The following is a 15,327-nucleotide window of genomic DNA, read 5'->3' on the forward strand; positions in this document are numbered from 1 at the left end:
GGCAAAGAAAAGTAGGTGCCGCCCCGCACAGGGGCGACGCGTGAAGCACGCTAACGTCACGCGGATGCCAGCGAAAACGCAAATCAGCGGATGCCAGCAAAAACAAAAGCAAACCACCCAGCGTCGCAGACATCAAAAAAACCAAACCCTTACCGCGCAGCACCCACCATCGGCTGCAGCATAGGAAGAATCTCCGCCGCCGCCCGCTTAACATCATTCGGAAAATCAATCTCGATCCAAGGCGCGCCCGTGACATCGGCAGTGTCAAAAACATGACTCCGCTCGAGCAACAAATCCCGCACCGCCTCTTCATGAGGCATATTCGCGCGCCCGCTGTCGACATACCCCGCCACGATCTCGGCAAATCGCTTTGCCGTCTCCTCGCGCAGACGGAAGAACCCAACCGACTCACCAATCGTGTCGTACTCAAGCCCAACAGCCAGCTGCTTGCGCAACTCAACGGGCACGCCATCCTTCAAACACAGCTTGACAGGCTCGTCGCCCGCCTCGAAATCGCGATCGATCAACAGGCGGTTCGCATGCTCGCCCGCAACCAGAGCGCTCAGGATGCGCTCGTCATACAGCACATCGGCATCCATCAGCAACACGTCGCCCCCGCCCGTCACGGCATCCGCAACGGTATGCACCGTCAACACACTGCCAAGATCAAAACGCGGATTCAGCTTGATCTCCACCTTGTGCGGCCACTCGATCCGCTCCAGTTCGGCTTCGACCAGCTCCGGCTGAAAACCAAGCGCCAGCACGACGTCCGTGACGCCCGCTGCGTCGAGCATCTGCAAATGACGCTCAAGCAAGGTCACGCCGTCGAAACGCAGCAGGCATTTGGGAAACTGTTCTCCAACAGGTTGCTGGAGACGCAGGCCAAGACCTGCAGCAAGAATGATGGCGCGCATTCGCGGTCCTTTCTAAAAAAATCAATCGACAGCAGGCAGACGCGAATCGCGTCGCCGCTGCCAGCTACGTTCGCTGAAATGCAAATACAGCAGGCCCGGCAGACCCAGCAGCAACTCGCGCGCGCGCTTCACCAGCGACAACGCCAGCGCCGCCTCCGGCGGCAGACCAACCAGCGGCGCGAGCAGCAGATAGCCGCCCTCCTGAATGCCAAGCGAGCCGGGAATCGCGAAAGCCGCGCCGCGTATCGCCTGGCCCAGACTTTCGAGCAGCAGCGCATCCACCCAACCAACAGGATGACCGAGGAAGCGCAGCGCCAGCCACACTTCCACCGTACCGATGATCCAGCCCGCAAGGCTCAGTGCGAAGCTCGCCGCAACCTTGCCGCGCTGGTCGTACAGTTCACGCACGGCCACGTCGACGGCATCGGCGCGCGTGGTCAGCGCCGACCAGTCGCGCTTGCCGAACACCTTCGACACGACGCGCAGCGCCTTGCCGAACAGCCCGCGCCGCTGCGCCATATAGAAGCCGACGATCATCGCCGCCAGCACGCCCGTCGCGATCAGCGCCGCCGTCTGCAAGTCGTGCATCGCGCCATGCGCCGCCGACGCGCCGAACAGCAGCAAGCCGAGCATCGCGAACACGATCTGCGCCAGCGCCTGCAACGTAGTGCTGACGGTGATCGCCGCCGCGGCGTCGCGCATGCGCAGCCCGCGTTGCGACAGCTGCCGCACCATCATCACCGGCCCGCCGATCTGACCAGCCGGCAACAGACTATTCACCGATTCACCGATCCAGCGCGCGAACACCGCGTCGAGTTCGGTGACTTCCTTGCGGCGCCGGTCGAACATCACGGAGATCGCGCCCGCGTCGAGCACGAGCGGCAGCAAGTGGAACGCCGCGACGACGGCGAGGCCCCAGCCAGCCGCCATCAGCGTCGAAACGACCGAACCGAAGCCCTGCCATGCGAGCAACGCGACGAACAGCCCGCCGCCGATCGTCAGCAGGATCACGGCGGCACGCGTCACGTGCCTTCTCCTTTGGCGTTACGGCGCGCGAACTGGCTGAACACCTGACGGAAACCGAAGTACGCGATCGCGTCCTTCAGATTCGAAATCACGCGGCGCCACGGGCGCATGTTCGGATCGGTGACGTACTCGAACGTCAGCGAGACGCGTATTTCGTTGTCGAGCGCAGGCGTGATGCGGTGACGCAGCTTGTCACCGTCGAAGAACACGAGACCGCCCGGCGGAATCTGCACCGAGCCCGGCACGTCGGCTTTGTTGGGGTTGCGCGTGTGCAGTTCGTAGTCGAGACGGCACGACGATTCGTCGATCACGCCAAGCAGCAGCGTATAGCGACGGCCGTCGTAGTACGACGTGTCGTAGTGCCAGCCGATATGGTCACCCGGCTTCGTGTAGTAGTAGAGCGCGTACGCGTGGGGATCGTCAGCCGGTGAGAGCAGCAGCTTGTCGCCCGTCAGGTGTTCGAGGAAGCCGATCAGCTCCTTCGAGCGATACAGTTGCGCGATGAAGGGCGCGAGGCGATCGATCGTATGGCGGCTGACGCTGCCGCCCTGCTTGTGGCCCGGCAGATAGTTGCGGTTCACTTCGGGCAGCAGCCCGCGCGCGGCAGCGACCAGCTGCGCCGTGACTTCGGGCGCGAGGAAATCTTCCAGGTACAGAAACGCGCTCTGATCGTCGAAGTCCTTGCGCAGTTGCGCATTGTCGAACGTGCGGACGCGGCTCGCGACGGCGCGATCCGCATCGGGCACGCCGCTCGAAGCAGCGGCCCCAGAAACGGCAGAAGCCGGCGCAAGGCCGGCAGCGGGTTCCATCGGGTTGGTTGTAATCACGTTTTCTTCTACGGGCACACTCATCAACTCACCAACGCTTGACTGTCTTTTTGCGCCGGGCGAGTGCGGCGCAGGACGCGCCGGTAATCGATCACCACGTACGCAGCAAATAACGGCGCGCCGATCGACGCAGCCACGAGAAACGGTGCAACGCCGCCCGTCAGCGTGACGAGGGGCAGCAGATAAAGGACATCCTCGGTTTCGAAGCCGCCGACGGACGCCTGCTTCGTGCCCATCTTGCCCGCCATTTCCTCAATACGCATGCGCAGGAAGAAAATCAGCGCAACCGCGATGCCCGCAATCGTACCAAGCAGGAACGGCGGCACGGCCAGCCCGATCAGATTGCCGACCTGCGCCGACGTCATGCCGTAGCCCATGCCGCCGAACAGCAGCACCGTCACGAGTGCGTCACATGCCAGGTCGTAAAAATGACCGATGCGGCTCGTCTTGCCGCTGACGCGCGCCAGTTCGCCGTCCGTATGATCGACGAAGTTGGACAACACGATCAGAAACGCGCCGACGTTGGTCCACGCGAATCCGCCGCGCGCCAACGCCAGGCCGCCCGCGAGACCGATCAACAGGCGCACGGTCGTCAGGTGATTGGGCGTAACGGGTGTATCCACGAGCGGCATGATGAGCCGCCGGGCAAGCCGGGCGTCCCACATTCGGGGCGGCGGAACGTTCCGGGGAGGGTGAGATGGCGAAGTCATAACCCGGAAATATATACGGGATCGCGTTTTCTTGCCTTACTCGCGCACAATTCTGTTGCTTTTCAAAGACCTACTCGTGCTTGACCTGACAGCACGTTTTTCCGAACGCAGGTACAGTGCACGCCGGTCGCGCCGATCTTACCGGCTCGTTCGAACGGTTTTCGTGGTGTTTGCGGCCATTTGTCGTCGATCGTCGCGGTACTCCGTGCTTTTTTGCTTCCTGTCCGTCCGCGCCCGAGCGGACTCTCTTCAAACACATGAAACAGTTTTTTGTACGCTCCGCCCTGATTGCCATGCTGCTTGCGGCGCTGCCGCTCGCCGCGCGGGCCGCTTCGCTCGATGCCGCGCTCGCGTGCGACCAATCGGCGCACAAGTTCATCGCCGACCTCGCTGCTCAGCAACTGATCGATCCAAAGCCGATGCGCGTCGAAAGCAATTCGATCAATGCGTTCCGCCCGGTGCGCGGCGCCAGTCTGGATGCGTATGGTTTCAGTGTGTTCGCTGTGGTCGGCTATGAACAGGACGATCCGATCTTCCGCGTCGGCAGCGGCGAACCGCTCGCAAAGTCGGCTTACGGCGCAGTCGTCTGGGGCAGCGACGAAAAGGTTCAGACGGCCGTCACCGCTGCCGGCAGCACGGCCATCGTTCACCATGTGGCGCCACACGTGACGGCGATTTTCTGCAAGCGCAGTTGAGCGCCTTCGTTGAGGTCGGCGCGCCCGCCTTGGTTGCACCTTGGTTATCAACACTTTTCGTGGGTAAGCCTGTGAGTATCCTGCGCACGAACGCCCCAAGTCATTGATGTGGCTCGGAATGTGCGTCGTGCATGCGAGGGCGCATTGATTCGTCGATCGACGGCGTCCGGAACGCCCGCGCCTGTGATCTTGTCCACAGTTTTTGTTCACAAGCCTGTGAGTAACCTGAGCAAGACGGGCGCAAGTCATTGACGCCGCTCAGATTGCACTCGATGCACCCACGTCGCATCGCTTGCACGAGCTCCTCCGACGCGCGAACGCGGCTCGAGGTTGTCCACAGTTTTTGTTCACAAGCCTGTGAGTATCCTGCGCACGAGATCAGCAAGTGCTTGATGCGACAGGACTTAAACGCGTTGCATGCAGCAGGCAAGCGTGCGGGTCCGGCGAACCGCATTCCGCTTGTCCACAGATTTTGTTCACAAGGATGTGGACAAGCTGAGCACACCACACGCAAGTGCTTGCCACGAAAGGAAGTTCGCCCCGCGTTGCCGATCGATGCATCGACACCCGCGCGCGCCCGGCACATCGCCTGAAAGCGCCTCGGCTAAAATCCCCGGACCATTCATGCACGGCCTTCGACAGAGGCCAATGCGCCTGACCACCGGAGCCACTCATGCCCTACGATCAGCAGAACCCGTTTGCCCGCATCCTGCGTGACGAATTGCCGTCTATCCGCGTCTATGAGGACGAGCACACCGTTGCGATGATGGACATCATGCCGCAGGCCGAAGGCCACGTGCTGGTTCTGCCGAAAGAGCCCGCCGCCGAGCTGTTCGAACTGTCGGAAGACGCAGCGGCCGCCGCGATCCGCACCGCCCGCAAGGTCGCGATTGCCGTAAAAGCGGCGCTCAACCCGCCGGGAATGATGATCGCGCAACTGAACGGCGCAGCGTCCGGCCAGACCGTGCCGCACGTGCACTTCCACGTGATTCCGCGTCACGACGGCATTCCGTTGAAGATTCACGCCGCCGAGCGCGCCGATCTCGACGGATTGCGCGTGCTGGCCGGACGTATCAAGGCAGAGCTGGACAAGCCTGCGTCCGCCTGAGCCGCTAACAGTAGTTATGGGCGGCGTCAGCCCGGCCGACGAAACTCGTTCTCCACCCACGACGCCGCGCTCGCCCTGCTGAGCTTGAAGTTCGGCGCGACCTTCACTTGCGCGAGCTGCTCGCCGAAGGAATCGAACGCGGTGAGCAATGCATAGGGATCGTCCTCGTCGGGGACGATATCGAGCGTGACTTCGATGGTGGCGTCGCCGGACTCCACCGCCATCCGCTTGTGCAACTGCGCGTGCAGTTGCTGTTCATGGCGGCGCAGTACTTCCGAAGCCGTCTTCACGAGCGTGTTGAATGCGCCCGTGTCCAGCGGCTTCGGATTCTTCTTGTCGCGGCCCATCGTCCACGGGCCCACCAGCGCAGGCTCGGCCTCGCCGTCCTTGATCATCTCGACAGCCCAGCCGTCGTCGTCTTCGTTCTTCTTGACCCGCGCGGTCCAGCCGTTGTCGCGCCACAGACGGTCTTCATGCAGGGCTTCGGATGCGTTGCCAGCGTCGGGTTCGGTGAGAAGCGTATCGGTCATTGCAGAGAGGGTTCGGGTTCGTCGGGCGCCGCAGCGAGCCTGCAGCGCGAAAACCACTATTTTACCCAGGCGCGCCGCCGCAAAATCGGGCGGAGGCACGCCTATAACCAATGGACAAGAAAAGACGCCTTATCGTGCGAATATGAAAAAGTTCAATTTAATTCGACATCGATTTACGAAACAATCCATTGACTATTATTCAACGGAACGATTCTGATTTGATAAAAGGCAAAAAAAAGCGGCCCGAAGGCCGCATAAAAACAGATGAAAAAGACAACCCTTGGTCAAGGGGTAAGCCGGATTGTATAAGCTGCATCCCGTCCCGGCGAGCCCGTTGAGTGGAAGAGTACCTTTCCAAAAATCGCACTAATCGAGGCTTGCAAAACCCGATGAAAACGGATTTCAACGGGTTAACCCGTCTGACTTTCAGCTGTCACCGTCGCGCTGGTGCAACAATGCGACAATTGACAACAGCCCGCCAGGCACCCGCCGAATTCAAAAAATCCTTTAAAACCAAAATACTTAGCGACGTTAATCCATCTATTCCGTTTTTCGGAAAGTATTGTTGCGCCAGATGAAAGTAAGCCAGCAAGTATCAGTAATACACTTCGCTCCGGATCGACGGCACGCATTGCAGCGCGTGTTCCGTATTACGGTCTCCACGCAAAGTCTCGGAGTAATAAAGCATGAAAAAAACCCTTATCGCCGCGGGCATTCTCGGCGCCTTCGCAGCAACCGCCCACGCGCAAAGCAGCGTTACCCTGTACGGCACGCTGGACGCAGGCCTCATCTACACGAACAACCAGGCTGGCCACAGCAACTGGCAACAAGGCAGCGGCTCGGTTTCGGACACGTACTTCGGCCTGCGCGGCAGCGAAGACCTCGGTAATGGTCTGCACGCCATCTTCACGTTGGAAAGCGGCTTCAACCTGAACAACGGCAGCCTCAAGGAAAACAACACGCTGTTCAACCGTCAGGCGTACGTCGGTCTGCAAAGCAACCAGTACGGCACGGTGACCCTCGGCCGCCAGTATGACTCCATGGTCGACTACCTCGCGCCGCTGTCGGCAGCGGGCTCGGGCTTCGGTAACAACCTGGCAGGCCACCCGTTCGACAACGACAACCTCGACAACTCGTTCTCGGTCAAGAACTCGGTCAAGTACGCGAGCCCGAACTTCGCAGGCCTGCAGTTCGGCGGTCTGTATGGCTTCTCGAACGAAGCTAACGGCTTCGCGGACAACCGGGCATGGAGCGCGGGCGCTTCGTACAAGAACGGTCCGCTGAACGTCGCAGCCGCTTACCTGCAACTGAACAACTCGGGCAGCAACAACACGAACGGCGCGATCTCGGCGGGCGCGGGCGGCGCAGCGCAGCTGGCTGCACAAACGCAACGCACGTACGGCGTCGGCGCGAACTACACGTACGGCCCGGCAACCGTCGGCCTCGTGTACACGCACTCGCAGCTGGACAACCTGCAGAGCGCGAATGTCGGCGGCACGTTCATCAACGGCATCTCGGGCACGAACCTGCACCTGGACAACTATGAAGTCAACGGCCGTTACGCGCTGACGCCGGCGTTGAGCCTGGCAGCTGCCTACACGTTCACGGACGGCAAGGTTTCGGGCTCGAACGGCGACGGCTCGCCGAAGTGGCACACCGTTTCGCTGCAGGGCGACTACTCGCTGAGCAAGCGCACCGACGTGTACCTGGAAGGCGTGTACCAGCACGCTTCGGGCGAACTCGGCAACTTCGGCGCAAACGTCGCAGCGATCAACACGCTGACGCCGTCGTCGACGCAAAACCAGACGGCTGTCGCTGTCGGCCTGCGTCACCGCTTCTAAGCTGTCTATCGACGACGCCACAGGCGGCCGGATCGGATGACGATCCGCGCTGGCCGCCCTGGTGGTCCGTCAAAAAACGCGCGCGTGCAGTCTGACGCGCGCGTTTTTTTATGCCCTATGCGCAAGCACGATCCCGCACGCATGCGCCCGACACATTCGTTGACACTTTTCTTTCGGTTTACTAATGATTTGATTCTGACTGTCGTTAAATGCTTAAACGCGCCAGCCATTTCTGACAGAACGAGCGCGACTCAAGTACGAAATCGGAGAGCATATGACGACGACAATCAGACACGCGAGCGTGCTCGCGCTGTTGCTGGCGGCCAGTTCGGCCGCACATGCGGGACTCGATTGCAGCGGCTCGCGCGGCGGCTGGCGAGTGCAGTCCTCGGATAGCTGGACAGGCGGTGACAAACTCACGCACTTCGCCGTCTCGGCGCCATTCGGCGCACTGGGCGCCTACCTCGCGCGCGACACGCAACACCCCGTCGTCTACGGAACGCTGATCGGCACCGTGCCGGGCCTCGCCAAAGAAGTGTTCGACGGCACCTGCCGCACCGACGGCTTCTCCTACAAGGACCTTGCGGCCGACGCGCTCGGCGCGCTGGCGGGCGCGGCGCTGGCGCACTGGGCGATCATGTACCAGCGCACGGCGCGCGGCACGACGCTCGGGCTCGCGTACAGGAATCGCTTCTAGACAATGCGCGGCGCGATCCGCTTCGAATTAATTTCTAACACGATGCGACATGCGCATTCCGCTTGCGTCGGTATACTCCGGCCAAAGCCGTTTTTGCAGTCGTTGACATTCATTCGACGTCGATTCGCCGGATGAGCGCAGCGGCGCGAGCGGCTTCGTCGCGAAGCCTTGCGCTTCGCTTGCGCCCACGCACCCCGCAGCACGGAGACGCCGACGACACAATCATGAAACGACTCATCCTACTTGCCCCCATCGCCCTTCTCGCCGCGTGTGGCTCGTCGCACGGCCCCGACGCCGGCGCGTCTGGCCAACCGATGGTCTATGCATCGTCGGCGCGGCCCGCGTCGGACATCGCGCGCTGCCTCGACAGCCGTCTGTCGCGCGTGCACGTCTCGAAGAACAACGGCGTGACCGATCTGACCGTCGGCTCATCGTCGAACGGTTCGTACTTCATCACGCTGACGCCTTCGAACGGCGGCTCCGTCATCAAGGTCATACGCGGTTCGGGCGACGATCCGCCCGAAGAGGAAATGCGCTTTGCGATTGCGCGTTGCACGACCTGATGTGTAAGTCTTCGTAACGGCACGACCTGTTGTCATGGCCCGCGCATGTCGCGGGCTATTTTTTTGCATGGGCTTCTGCAAGAATGGCCGCCCGCGTTTCACCGCGACCTTCATCGTCGCGCGACTTCAATGGCATCGAGCAAGGCACATCACGCGACGGGCTGGGCGGCCGGCGTCATCGCGGCGGCACTGGCCACACATCATGGATGGCAAGGTCCCTTTCATGTATGGGCGTGGCTTGCGTTCGTGGCGGGCGTCGCGGGCGCGACTGCGCCGGACTGGCTGGAAGTGGCATGGTGGTCGCGCCGCAAGCGTCTGTGGATCACGCATCGCACGGCAACGCATTGGGGACTCGGCTGGCTCGCGGCGCTGTTCTTCTCATGGCAGGCGATGTCGCATCATCCCGCGGCAGCTGTCGCGTTTGGCTTTGCATGCGGCGGCGTGATGCATCTGCTGGCCGACTGGCCGAATCCGCTCGGCGTGCCGTGGATTCTCGGGCGTCACTCACTGAAACTCTGGAACAGCGGGCATTGCGATCTGATCGTCGTCGCCGCGTCCTGGGTAGGCGCATGGTTTGTCGTCTCGCATATCTGGATGCCGGGCGCAGCGCCATTGACGTTCTTAAGACAACTGCTCTAGCCATCCGATCCGCAACGGCCCACTCATCAGAAGCAGGTCCGTTAGCTCATCGCCAGCGTGTCGGCAGGCGTGCAGCAGGTCCGTATAATGGCGGCCCGCGACGGCAACGCACTCGACGCCTGCCGCCCTTGCCTATCCCAAATTCAAAACGCCTGCTCAAGACAGGTCGACGCCTGAGAGGAAAGCCGCGTGGAAGATCTTTTCCAATCCGTGAACGCATTCTTTGCCTTCATTGCACCCATCTCGGACTTCCTCTGGGACTTTCCCACCAACTTCAAAGCCTGGTCGCAGATTCCCGTGCTCGGGCAATTCCCGTTCGCGATTCTCTTGCTGGTCGGCGTCGGCATCCACTTCTCGATCCGCACACGCTTCATCCAGACGATGAACGTCGGCAGGATCGTGCGGATCATGCTGCGCCGGCAGTCGTCGAATACGGGCGTCAGCGCGCTCGCGTCGTTCATGCTCGGCCTGGCGATGCGCGCGGGACCGGGCAACATTGTCGGCATCACGGGGGCGATTTCCGTCGGCGGGCCTGGCGCGTTGTTCTGGATGTGGGTCGCCGCGTTCTTCGGCATGGCGACGGCCTTCATGGAATCCACGCTCGCGCAGCTTTTCAAGGAAAGAAAGCACGACGAGTTCGTCGGCGGGCTGCCGTTCTATGGGCGGCGCATACTCGGCGACCGGCGCATCGTCGGCACGTTTTTGTCGCTGGTGTTCATCGTGTATGCGCTGTTCAACGTGCCGCCGCAAACCTTCAACGTCTTCACCGCGATCGGCACGATCGCCGACACCGTCTCGGGCACGCACCTCGCGCGCCAGTCGACGGTGTACTACGCGATCGCAGCATGCCTGATCGTCGCGTGCTCGTTCATCATCATGGGCGGCATTCGCCGCGTGACCGCGTACACCGACGTGCTCGTGCCCATCAAGGCCGCCCTGTTCTGCCTGATGTCGCTAGTGATCACCGCGATCAACCTGCCGCTGATTCCGTACTTCTTTCACGAGGTGATCGTCGGCGCATTCGCGCCGCATGCGCTGTTCGGCGGCGCGATCGGCACGGCGCTCGCGCAGGGCGTCAAGCGCGGGCTGATGTCGAACGAAGCGGGGCAAGGCACGATCACGATGGCGGCCGCGATCGCCGATAACGATCACCCCTGCGAACAGGGTTTCGTGCAAAGTCTCGGCGTGTTTTTCGACACGATGGTCATCTGCACGATGACGGGCTTCATCGTCGTGATGGCGCATGTGTGGACGGGCACCGTCGATGGGCAGGCGTGGGAATCCGTGCGCGCGTCGAAGATCACGGTCTATCTGGCTTCCGTGCAGACGCTCGTGCCCGCGTCGGTCGCGCAGGCCGTCAGGATCGTGATGTGCGTCTGCTATGGCCTGTTCGCCTTTACCACACTGCTCGGGATGATTTCGTTCGCGGAGATTTCGGCGAATTTCATATCGCGCAGCCGCGCTTTCATCACGGGCATTCGTGTCGTGGGCTCGCTGGTGTTCGTGCCGCTCGGCGCGCTGACCGTGCTGGCGGGACTCGAACTGCCCAACCTCTGGGCGCTGTCCGATCTGATGAACATCGTGATGGTGCTGCTCAACGTGCCGATCGTGCTGGTCGGGCAACGCCTCGTCTACAAGGCGCTCGCACACTATCGCGCGACGCGCGGCGGCCCGTTCGTGTCGGAACAGATCGGCGTACGCACTGAATACTGGACGGCCGATCAACGCAACGGCGCTCGCCAGCAAGCGGATACGCAAAAGGAACGCGTCGGCAGCTAGCGGGCCGCGCCGTTCACACGACGTTTTTCTCGACGATCGGCCGGTTTTCCAGCACGCGCGCAAAACCGAGCGAAGAAAGATCGAGCGTCGTATAGCGGCCGTGCAGCACGAGCTCGCTGACACCGCGTCCCGTCGCGGGTCCTTGCTGCAATCCGTGACCGCTGAACCCGTTGGCAAAGATGCAATTGTCGACGTCCGGGTGATGACCAATGATCGCGTTTTGATCCAGCACGTTGTACTCGTAGTAGCCGGACCAGCAATGCTCGACGCGCAGCGCCTCGAATTGCGGCACGCGATGCGCGAGCGTCGGCCAGATCACGTCGTCGAACAGTGCGTGATCGACTTCGTCGAGCGGCAGGTCGTCGGGATCGTTGTCGGGCGACGGCGACGTGCCGCAGATATACGACGTGCCCTCGGGACGAAAGTACACGCCCGTCGGATCGATCAGCAACGGAGCCTGTTCGAGCCTGGCCGGCGAACTGACGTTGAAGATGCTGCGGCGTCGCGCGAACACGGGCAGCTCGATACCCGCCATCGACGCCACGCGCCGCGCCCACGCGCCCGCCGCATTCACGACGACATCGCAAGGAAACGTCTCGCCGCGTGAAGTCACGACATGCGTCACGCGCCGCCCTTCGCGTTGCAGCGCCGTCACGTCATCGGCGACATAGCGCGCGCCGAGCGCCTGTGCTTTCTTGCGCAACGCCTGCACGAGCCCGTAGCCGTCGAACCAGCCCTCGCCCGTCTCACCGAATGCGCCCGCACTCAGGTCGCCGGTGTTGAGCCACGGAAAGCGCGCGGCCAATCCCGTCTTGTCGAGCAACGTGATGTCGGCGCCGAGGCGCTGTTGCAGCGCGTGATTTTCGCGCAGTGTCGCTTCGCCCGAAGGCGTCGCGAGAAACAGGTAACCGCCTTCGTGCAGGTCGATGGAAGGCTTTGCGCCGTCGATCTCCAGGCGCTCGCCAATGGTCCGCAGAAACTCGATGCCGAACAGCGACATCTGGATGGAGAGCGGCGTGGAGAACTGCTGGCGGATCGACGCCGCCGACAACGCCGAGGACGAGCGCGCATAGGTCGGATCGCGCTCGATCACGGTGACGCTGACCGTCGGGTCCGACAGACGCAAGAAATACGCGATCGAACTGCCGATCACGCCTCCACCGACAACGACGACTTTCGAACTCACAGGCCACTCCAGACGAAGCGGGTCGGCGGGCAGCGGATGCCCGCGACAGGTTGGACAAGTTCAGCAGTTTGATCGAAGCAAGCGCGGCGCGTCACTGACTGCAAAGCCCGAGCACGCCGCACCGAAGCATCAGCCGATATTGAAGTCGATGCCTTGCGCCAGCGGCAGCGCCGACGAATAGTTGACGGTGTTCGTCGCGCGCCGCATGTACGCCTTCCACGCATCCGAGCCGGACTCGCGACCGCCGCCCGTTTCCTTCTCGCCACCGAACGCGCCGCCAATCTCAGCGCCGCTCGGCCCGATGTTGACGTTCGCGATGCCGCAATCACTGCCCGAATCCGACGTGAAGCGCTCGGCTTCGCGCAGGTCGGTGGTGAACACGCACGACGACAGGCCATGATGCGCCGCGTTGTTCGCCGCGATGGCGTCGTTGAAATCCGAGTAACGCAGCACGTAGAGAATCGGCGCGAAGGTCTCCTTCAGTACGACGGCCGTTTGCGACGGCATTTCGACGAGTGCAGGACGCACGTAGTAACCGCCTTCGTAGCCCTTCACTTCGACGCGTTCGCCGCCGAACACCTTGCCGCCTTCGGCCGCCGCCTGTTGCAGCGCTTCCTGCATGCGCGCGAACGATTGCTTGTCGATCAGCGGCCCCATCAGCGTGCCCTTTTCGAGCGGATTGCCGATCGGCACCTTTGCATAGAGTTGCTTCAGACGCTCGACCGTTTGCTCGTACACGCTGTCATGCACGAACAGGCGCCGCAGCGACGTGCAGCGCTGCCCGGCCGTGCCGACCGCCGAGAACAGGATGCCGCGCAGCGCCAGTTCCTGGTCAGCCGTTTGCGCGACGATGCCCGCATTGTTGCCGCCGAGCTCGAGCAGCGACCGGCCGAAGCGCTTGGCCACTTCGACGCCGACCGTGCGGCCCATTTCCGTGCTGCCCGTCGCGCTGACGATCGACGCACGCGGGTCAGCGACCAGCTTCGCACCGACCTCGCGTCCGCCGTTGACGACAGCCGTAAGGCCTGCCGGCGCGTCGCCGAATTCCTTCAGTGCCTCGTTGAGAATCTGGTTGACGGCGAGCGCCGTCAGCGGCGTTTTCTCCGATGGCTTCCAGACCACGGCGTTGCCGCACACGAGCGCGAGCGCCGCATTCCACGACCACACGGCCGCCGGGAAATTGAACGCCGAGATCACGACGCAGGTGCCCATGGGGTGCCACGATTCGGCCATCCGGTGGCCGGGGCGCTCTGAAGCGATCGTGAGGCCGTACAGCTGGCGCGACAGGCCGACCGCGAAGTCGCAGATGTCGATCATTTCCTGCACTTCGCCGAGGCCTTCCTGCAGGATCTTGCCCGTCTCCAGTGTGATGATGCTGCCGAGCGCCTGCTTCTTCTCGCGCAGACGCTGGCCAAGCAGGCGCACGAGTTCGCCGCGGCGCGGCGCGGGCACGTTGCGCCATTGCTCGAATGCCTGCTTCGCGTTGGCCAGCACCGTATCGACCTGCTCCGCCGACTGGCTGGTCACGCGGCCAATGAGTTCGCCCGTGATGGGCGAATGGACGGCGATGTCGCCCGCTTGCGCTGCGTCTGCAATGCCGAGATCGGCAAGGATGCTCGATGCGTTCATCTGGATTCCCGTGATTTCCGATACGAAACAAAAGTAAGTTCGGAAACTATACACGCCGTCTTTTATGGCGACAAGCGGCGGTGCGACATGAACTTGCGTGAAGCGGTGATACATCGGAGAGAGGTAAAAATGAGGGTTTTCCCGAGTTTGTGAGCGTGGTGCTTTTCAGCGTGAGGCATCATCATGCACACTCTGCGGGTGCGTTTCAGATCGGAAATCCGCTTGCGTCGCTGACTCGCCGCGCCGGCCGTCCGGCAGTCCGCGGACAGGCCGATGTTATGATCGGAAACACTGAAAGCATCATGCTGCATAGTCATTTACGCCCATGGATACCTCGCTCACCAAGTCGCTCGAAAGCTCGACATCGGACCTTGGCCGCCGCGTGCGCGCTGCGCGGCTTGCCCACGATCTGACGCTCGAAACCGCCAGCCGCCTGTGCGGCGTATCGCGCTCGACGCTGTCGAAAATCGAAAACGGTCTGATGTCGCCGACCTTCGACGTGCTGCAAAAGATCGTCGTGGGTCTGAAGATCGATCTGGGCGAACTGTTCGGCTCGACGCCGAAGGTCAACGCGAGCGGCCGGCGCGCGCTCACGCGCAAGGACGCGGGGCAGCGTCACGCGTATCGCGGCTACCAGATGGAACTGTTGGCGACGGACCTTGCGCACAAGGCGATGCTGCCGTTTCGCATCCGCATCACCGCGCACACGCTCGATGCATTCGACGATTGGGGCCGCCATGAAGGCGAGGAGTTTCTGTATGTGATCAGCGGCAGCGTGTGCCTGTATTCGGAGCTGTACGCGCCGACGCATCTGAATGCCGGCGACAGCCTTTACTTCGACAGCCGTACCGGGCATGCCGCCGTTTCGACCAGCGAAGAAGATGCGGAAGTTTTGTGGATGGCGACTAGTGGTGATTTGCCGCAGGCGGCGGGTGCGGGCGCTGCATCGAGGAAATAGCCATCGAGGGTGGTTGGGTCGCGTCCGCGATGTGACTTTTTTGGTTTGAGCGTCGCGGTTCGGTGTTTTGGCCTTTGCGGTGGCATCCGCGATTCGCTTTTGCTTTTGCTTTTGCTTTTGCTTTTTGCCTTTTGCTTTTGCTTTCGCTGGCATCCGCGAATTGTTAGCGTACTTCACGCGTCGCCCCTGTGCGGGGCGGCACCTACTTTTCTTTGCCGCCGCAAA

Annotated in this window: 15 protein-coding genes; 8 read left to right on the forward strand and 7 right to left on the reverse strand. The window is 62.2% G+C overall.

Annotated features, from left to right (window positions below):
* Positions 1-149 precede the first annotated feature (149 nt).
* From KFO72_RS38035 to KFO72_RS38050, 4 genes are read right to left on the reverse strand one after another with little or no spacing between them, the layout of a single operon-like run.
* Complete coding sequence (locus KFO72_RS38035; RefSeq protein WP_054933563.1) at positions 150-914, reverse strand: NTP transferase domain-containing protein; 765 nt, start codon at positions 912-914, stop codon at positions 150-152.
* 21 nt (positions 915-935) lie between these two features.
* Positions 936-1,940, reverse strand: coding sequence for a flippase-like domain-containing protein (locus KFO72_RS38040; RefSeq protein ID WP_054933562.1), 1,005 nt, complete (start codon positions 1,938-1,940; stop codon positions 936-938).
* Positions 1,937-2,749 (reverse strand): 2OG-Fe(II) oxygenase, encoded by an 813-nt coding sequence (locus KFO72_RS38045; protein WP_412101827.1) that lies wholly within the window; start codon positions 2,747-2,749, stop codon positions 1,937-1,939. Before KFO72_RS38045 ends, KFO72_RS38040 begins: the two co-directional genes overlap by 4 nt.
* A gap of 41 nt (positions 2,750-2,790) precedes the next feature.
* Positions 2,791-3,477, reverse strand: coding sequence for a CDP-alcohol phosphatidyltransferase family protein (locus KFO72_RS38050; protein WP_412101826.1), 687 nt, complete (start codon positions 3,475-3,477; stop codon positions 2,791-2,793).
* 257 nt (positions 3,478-3,734) lie between these two features.
* On the opposite strand from KFO72_RS38050, the gene KFO72_RS38055 reads away from it, so the two are divergent.
* Positions 3,735-4,172, forward strand: a complete 438-nt coding sequence (locus tag KFO72_RS38055; protein ID WP_036001637.1) for a hypothetical protein — start codon at positions 3,735-3,737, stop codon at positions 4,170-4,172.
* A 673-nt stretch (positions 4,173-4,845) separates the two neighbouring features.
* Positions 4,846-5,280, forward strand: a complete 435-nt coding sequence (locus KFO72_RS38060; RefSeq protein WP_060605169.1) for an HIT family protein — start codon at positions 4,846-4,848, stop codon at positions 5,278-5,280.
* Between the two features lie 26 nt (positions 5,281-5,306).
* Here the strand turns inward: KFO72_RS38060 and KFO72_RS38065 are convergent, their stop codons facing one another.
* A complete protein-coding gene (locus KFO72_RS38065) occupies positions 5,307-5,810 on the reverse strand; it encodes a hypothetical protein (RefSeq protein WP_035997690.1) in 504 nt (167 codons plus the stop codon).
* Positions 5,811-6,496: 686 nt separating this feature from the next.
* Here KFO72_RS38065 and KFO72_RS38070 point away from each other — a divergent pair.
* The 5 genes from KFO72_RS38070 (at position 6,497) to KFO72_RS38090 (ending at position 11,329) form a co-directional block, all read left to right on the forward strand.
* Positions 6,497-7,651 (forward strand): porin, encoded by a 1,155-nt coding sequence (locus KFO72_RS38070; protein ID WP_035997692.1) that lies wholly within the window; start codon positions 6,497-6,499, stop codon positions 7,649-7,651.
* A 274-nt stretch (positions 7,652-7,925) separates the two neighbouring features.
* Entirely contained in the window at positions 7,926-8,348 is a 423-nt protein-coding gene (locus KFO72_RS38075; protein WP_060605166.1) for a hypothetical protein, read from the forward strand.
* 224 nt (positions 8,349-8,572) lie between these two features.
* Positions 8,573-8,911, forward strand: a complete 339-nt coding sequence (locus tag KFO72_RS38080) for a hypothetical protein (RefSeq protein WP_054933572.1) — start codon at positions 8,573-8,575, stop codon at positions 8,909-8,911.
* A 129-nt stretch (positions 8,912-9,040) separates the two neighbouring features.
* Entirely contained in the window at positions 9,041-9,550 is a 510-nt protein-coding gene (locus KFO72_RS38085; protein WP_225034239.1) for a metal-dependent hydrolase, read from the forward strand.
* Positions 9,551-9,739: 189 nt separating this feature from the next.
* Positions 9,740-11,329, forward strand: coding sequence for an alanine/glycine:cation symporter family protein (locus KFO72_RS38090; RefSeq protein WP_225034240.1), 1,590 nt, complete (start codon positions 9,740-9,742; stop codon positions 11,327-11,329).
* A 13-nt stretch (positions 11,330-11,342) separates the two neighbouring features.
* On the opposite strand, the gene KFO72_RS38095 is transcribed toward KFO72_RS38090, so the two are convergent.
* Together KFO72_RS38095 and KFO72_RS38100 are read right to left on the reverse strand one after the other, a co-directional pair.
* A complete protein-coding gene (locus KFO72_RS38095; protein ID WP_062917137.1) occupies positions 11,343-12,515 on the reverse strand; it encodes an NAD(P)/FAD-dependent oxidoreductase in 1,173 nt (390 codons plus the stop codon).
* Positions 12,516-12,644: 129 nt separating this feature from the next.
* Positions 12,645-14,144, reverse strand: coding sequence for an aldehyde dehydrogenase family protein (locus KFO72_RS38100; RefSeq protein ID WP_054933556.1), 1,500 nt, complete (start codon positions 14,142-14,144; stop codon positions 12,645-12,647).
* Positions 14,145-14,469: 325 nt separating this feature from the next.
* Here KFO72_RS38100 and KFO72_RS38105 point away from each other — a divergent pair, with 325 nt between their 5' ends.
* Entirely contained in the window at positions 14,470-15,102 is a 633-nt protein-coding gene (locus KFO72_RS38105) for a helix-turn-helix domain-containing protein (RefSeq protein WP_054933555.1), read from the forward strand.
* The last annotated feature ends 225 nt before the right edge of the window (positions 15,103-15,327 follow it).

This window comes from Paraburkholderia sp. XV (genome assembly GCF_020177535.1).
Classification (GTDB): domain Bacteria; phylum Pseudomonadota; class Gammaproteobacteria; order Burkholderiales; family Burkholderiaceae; genus Paraburkholderia; species Paraburkholderia caribensis.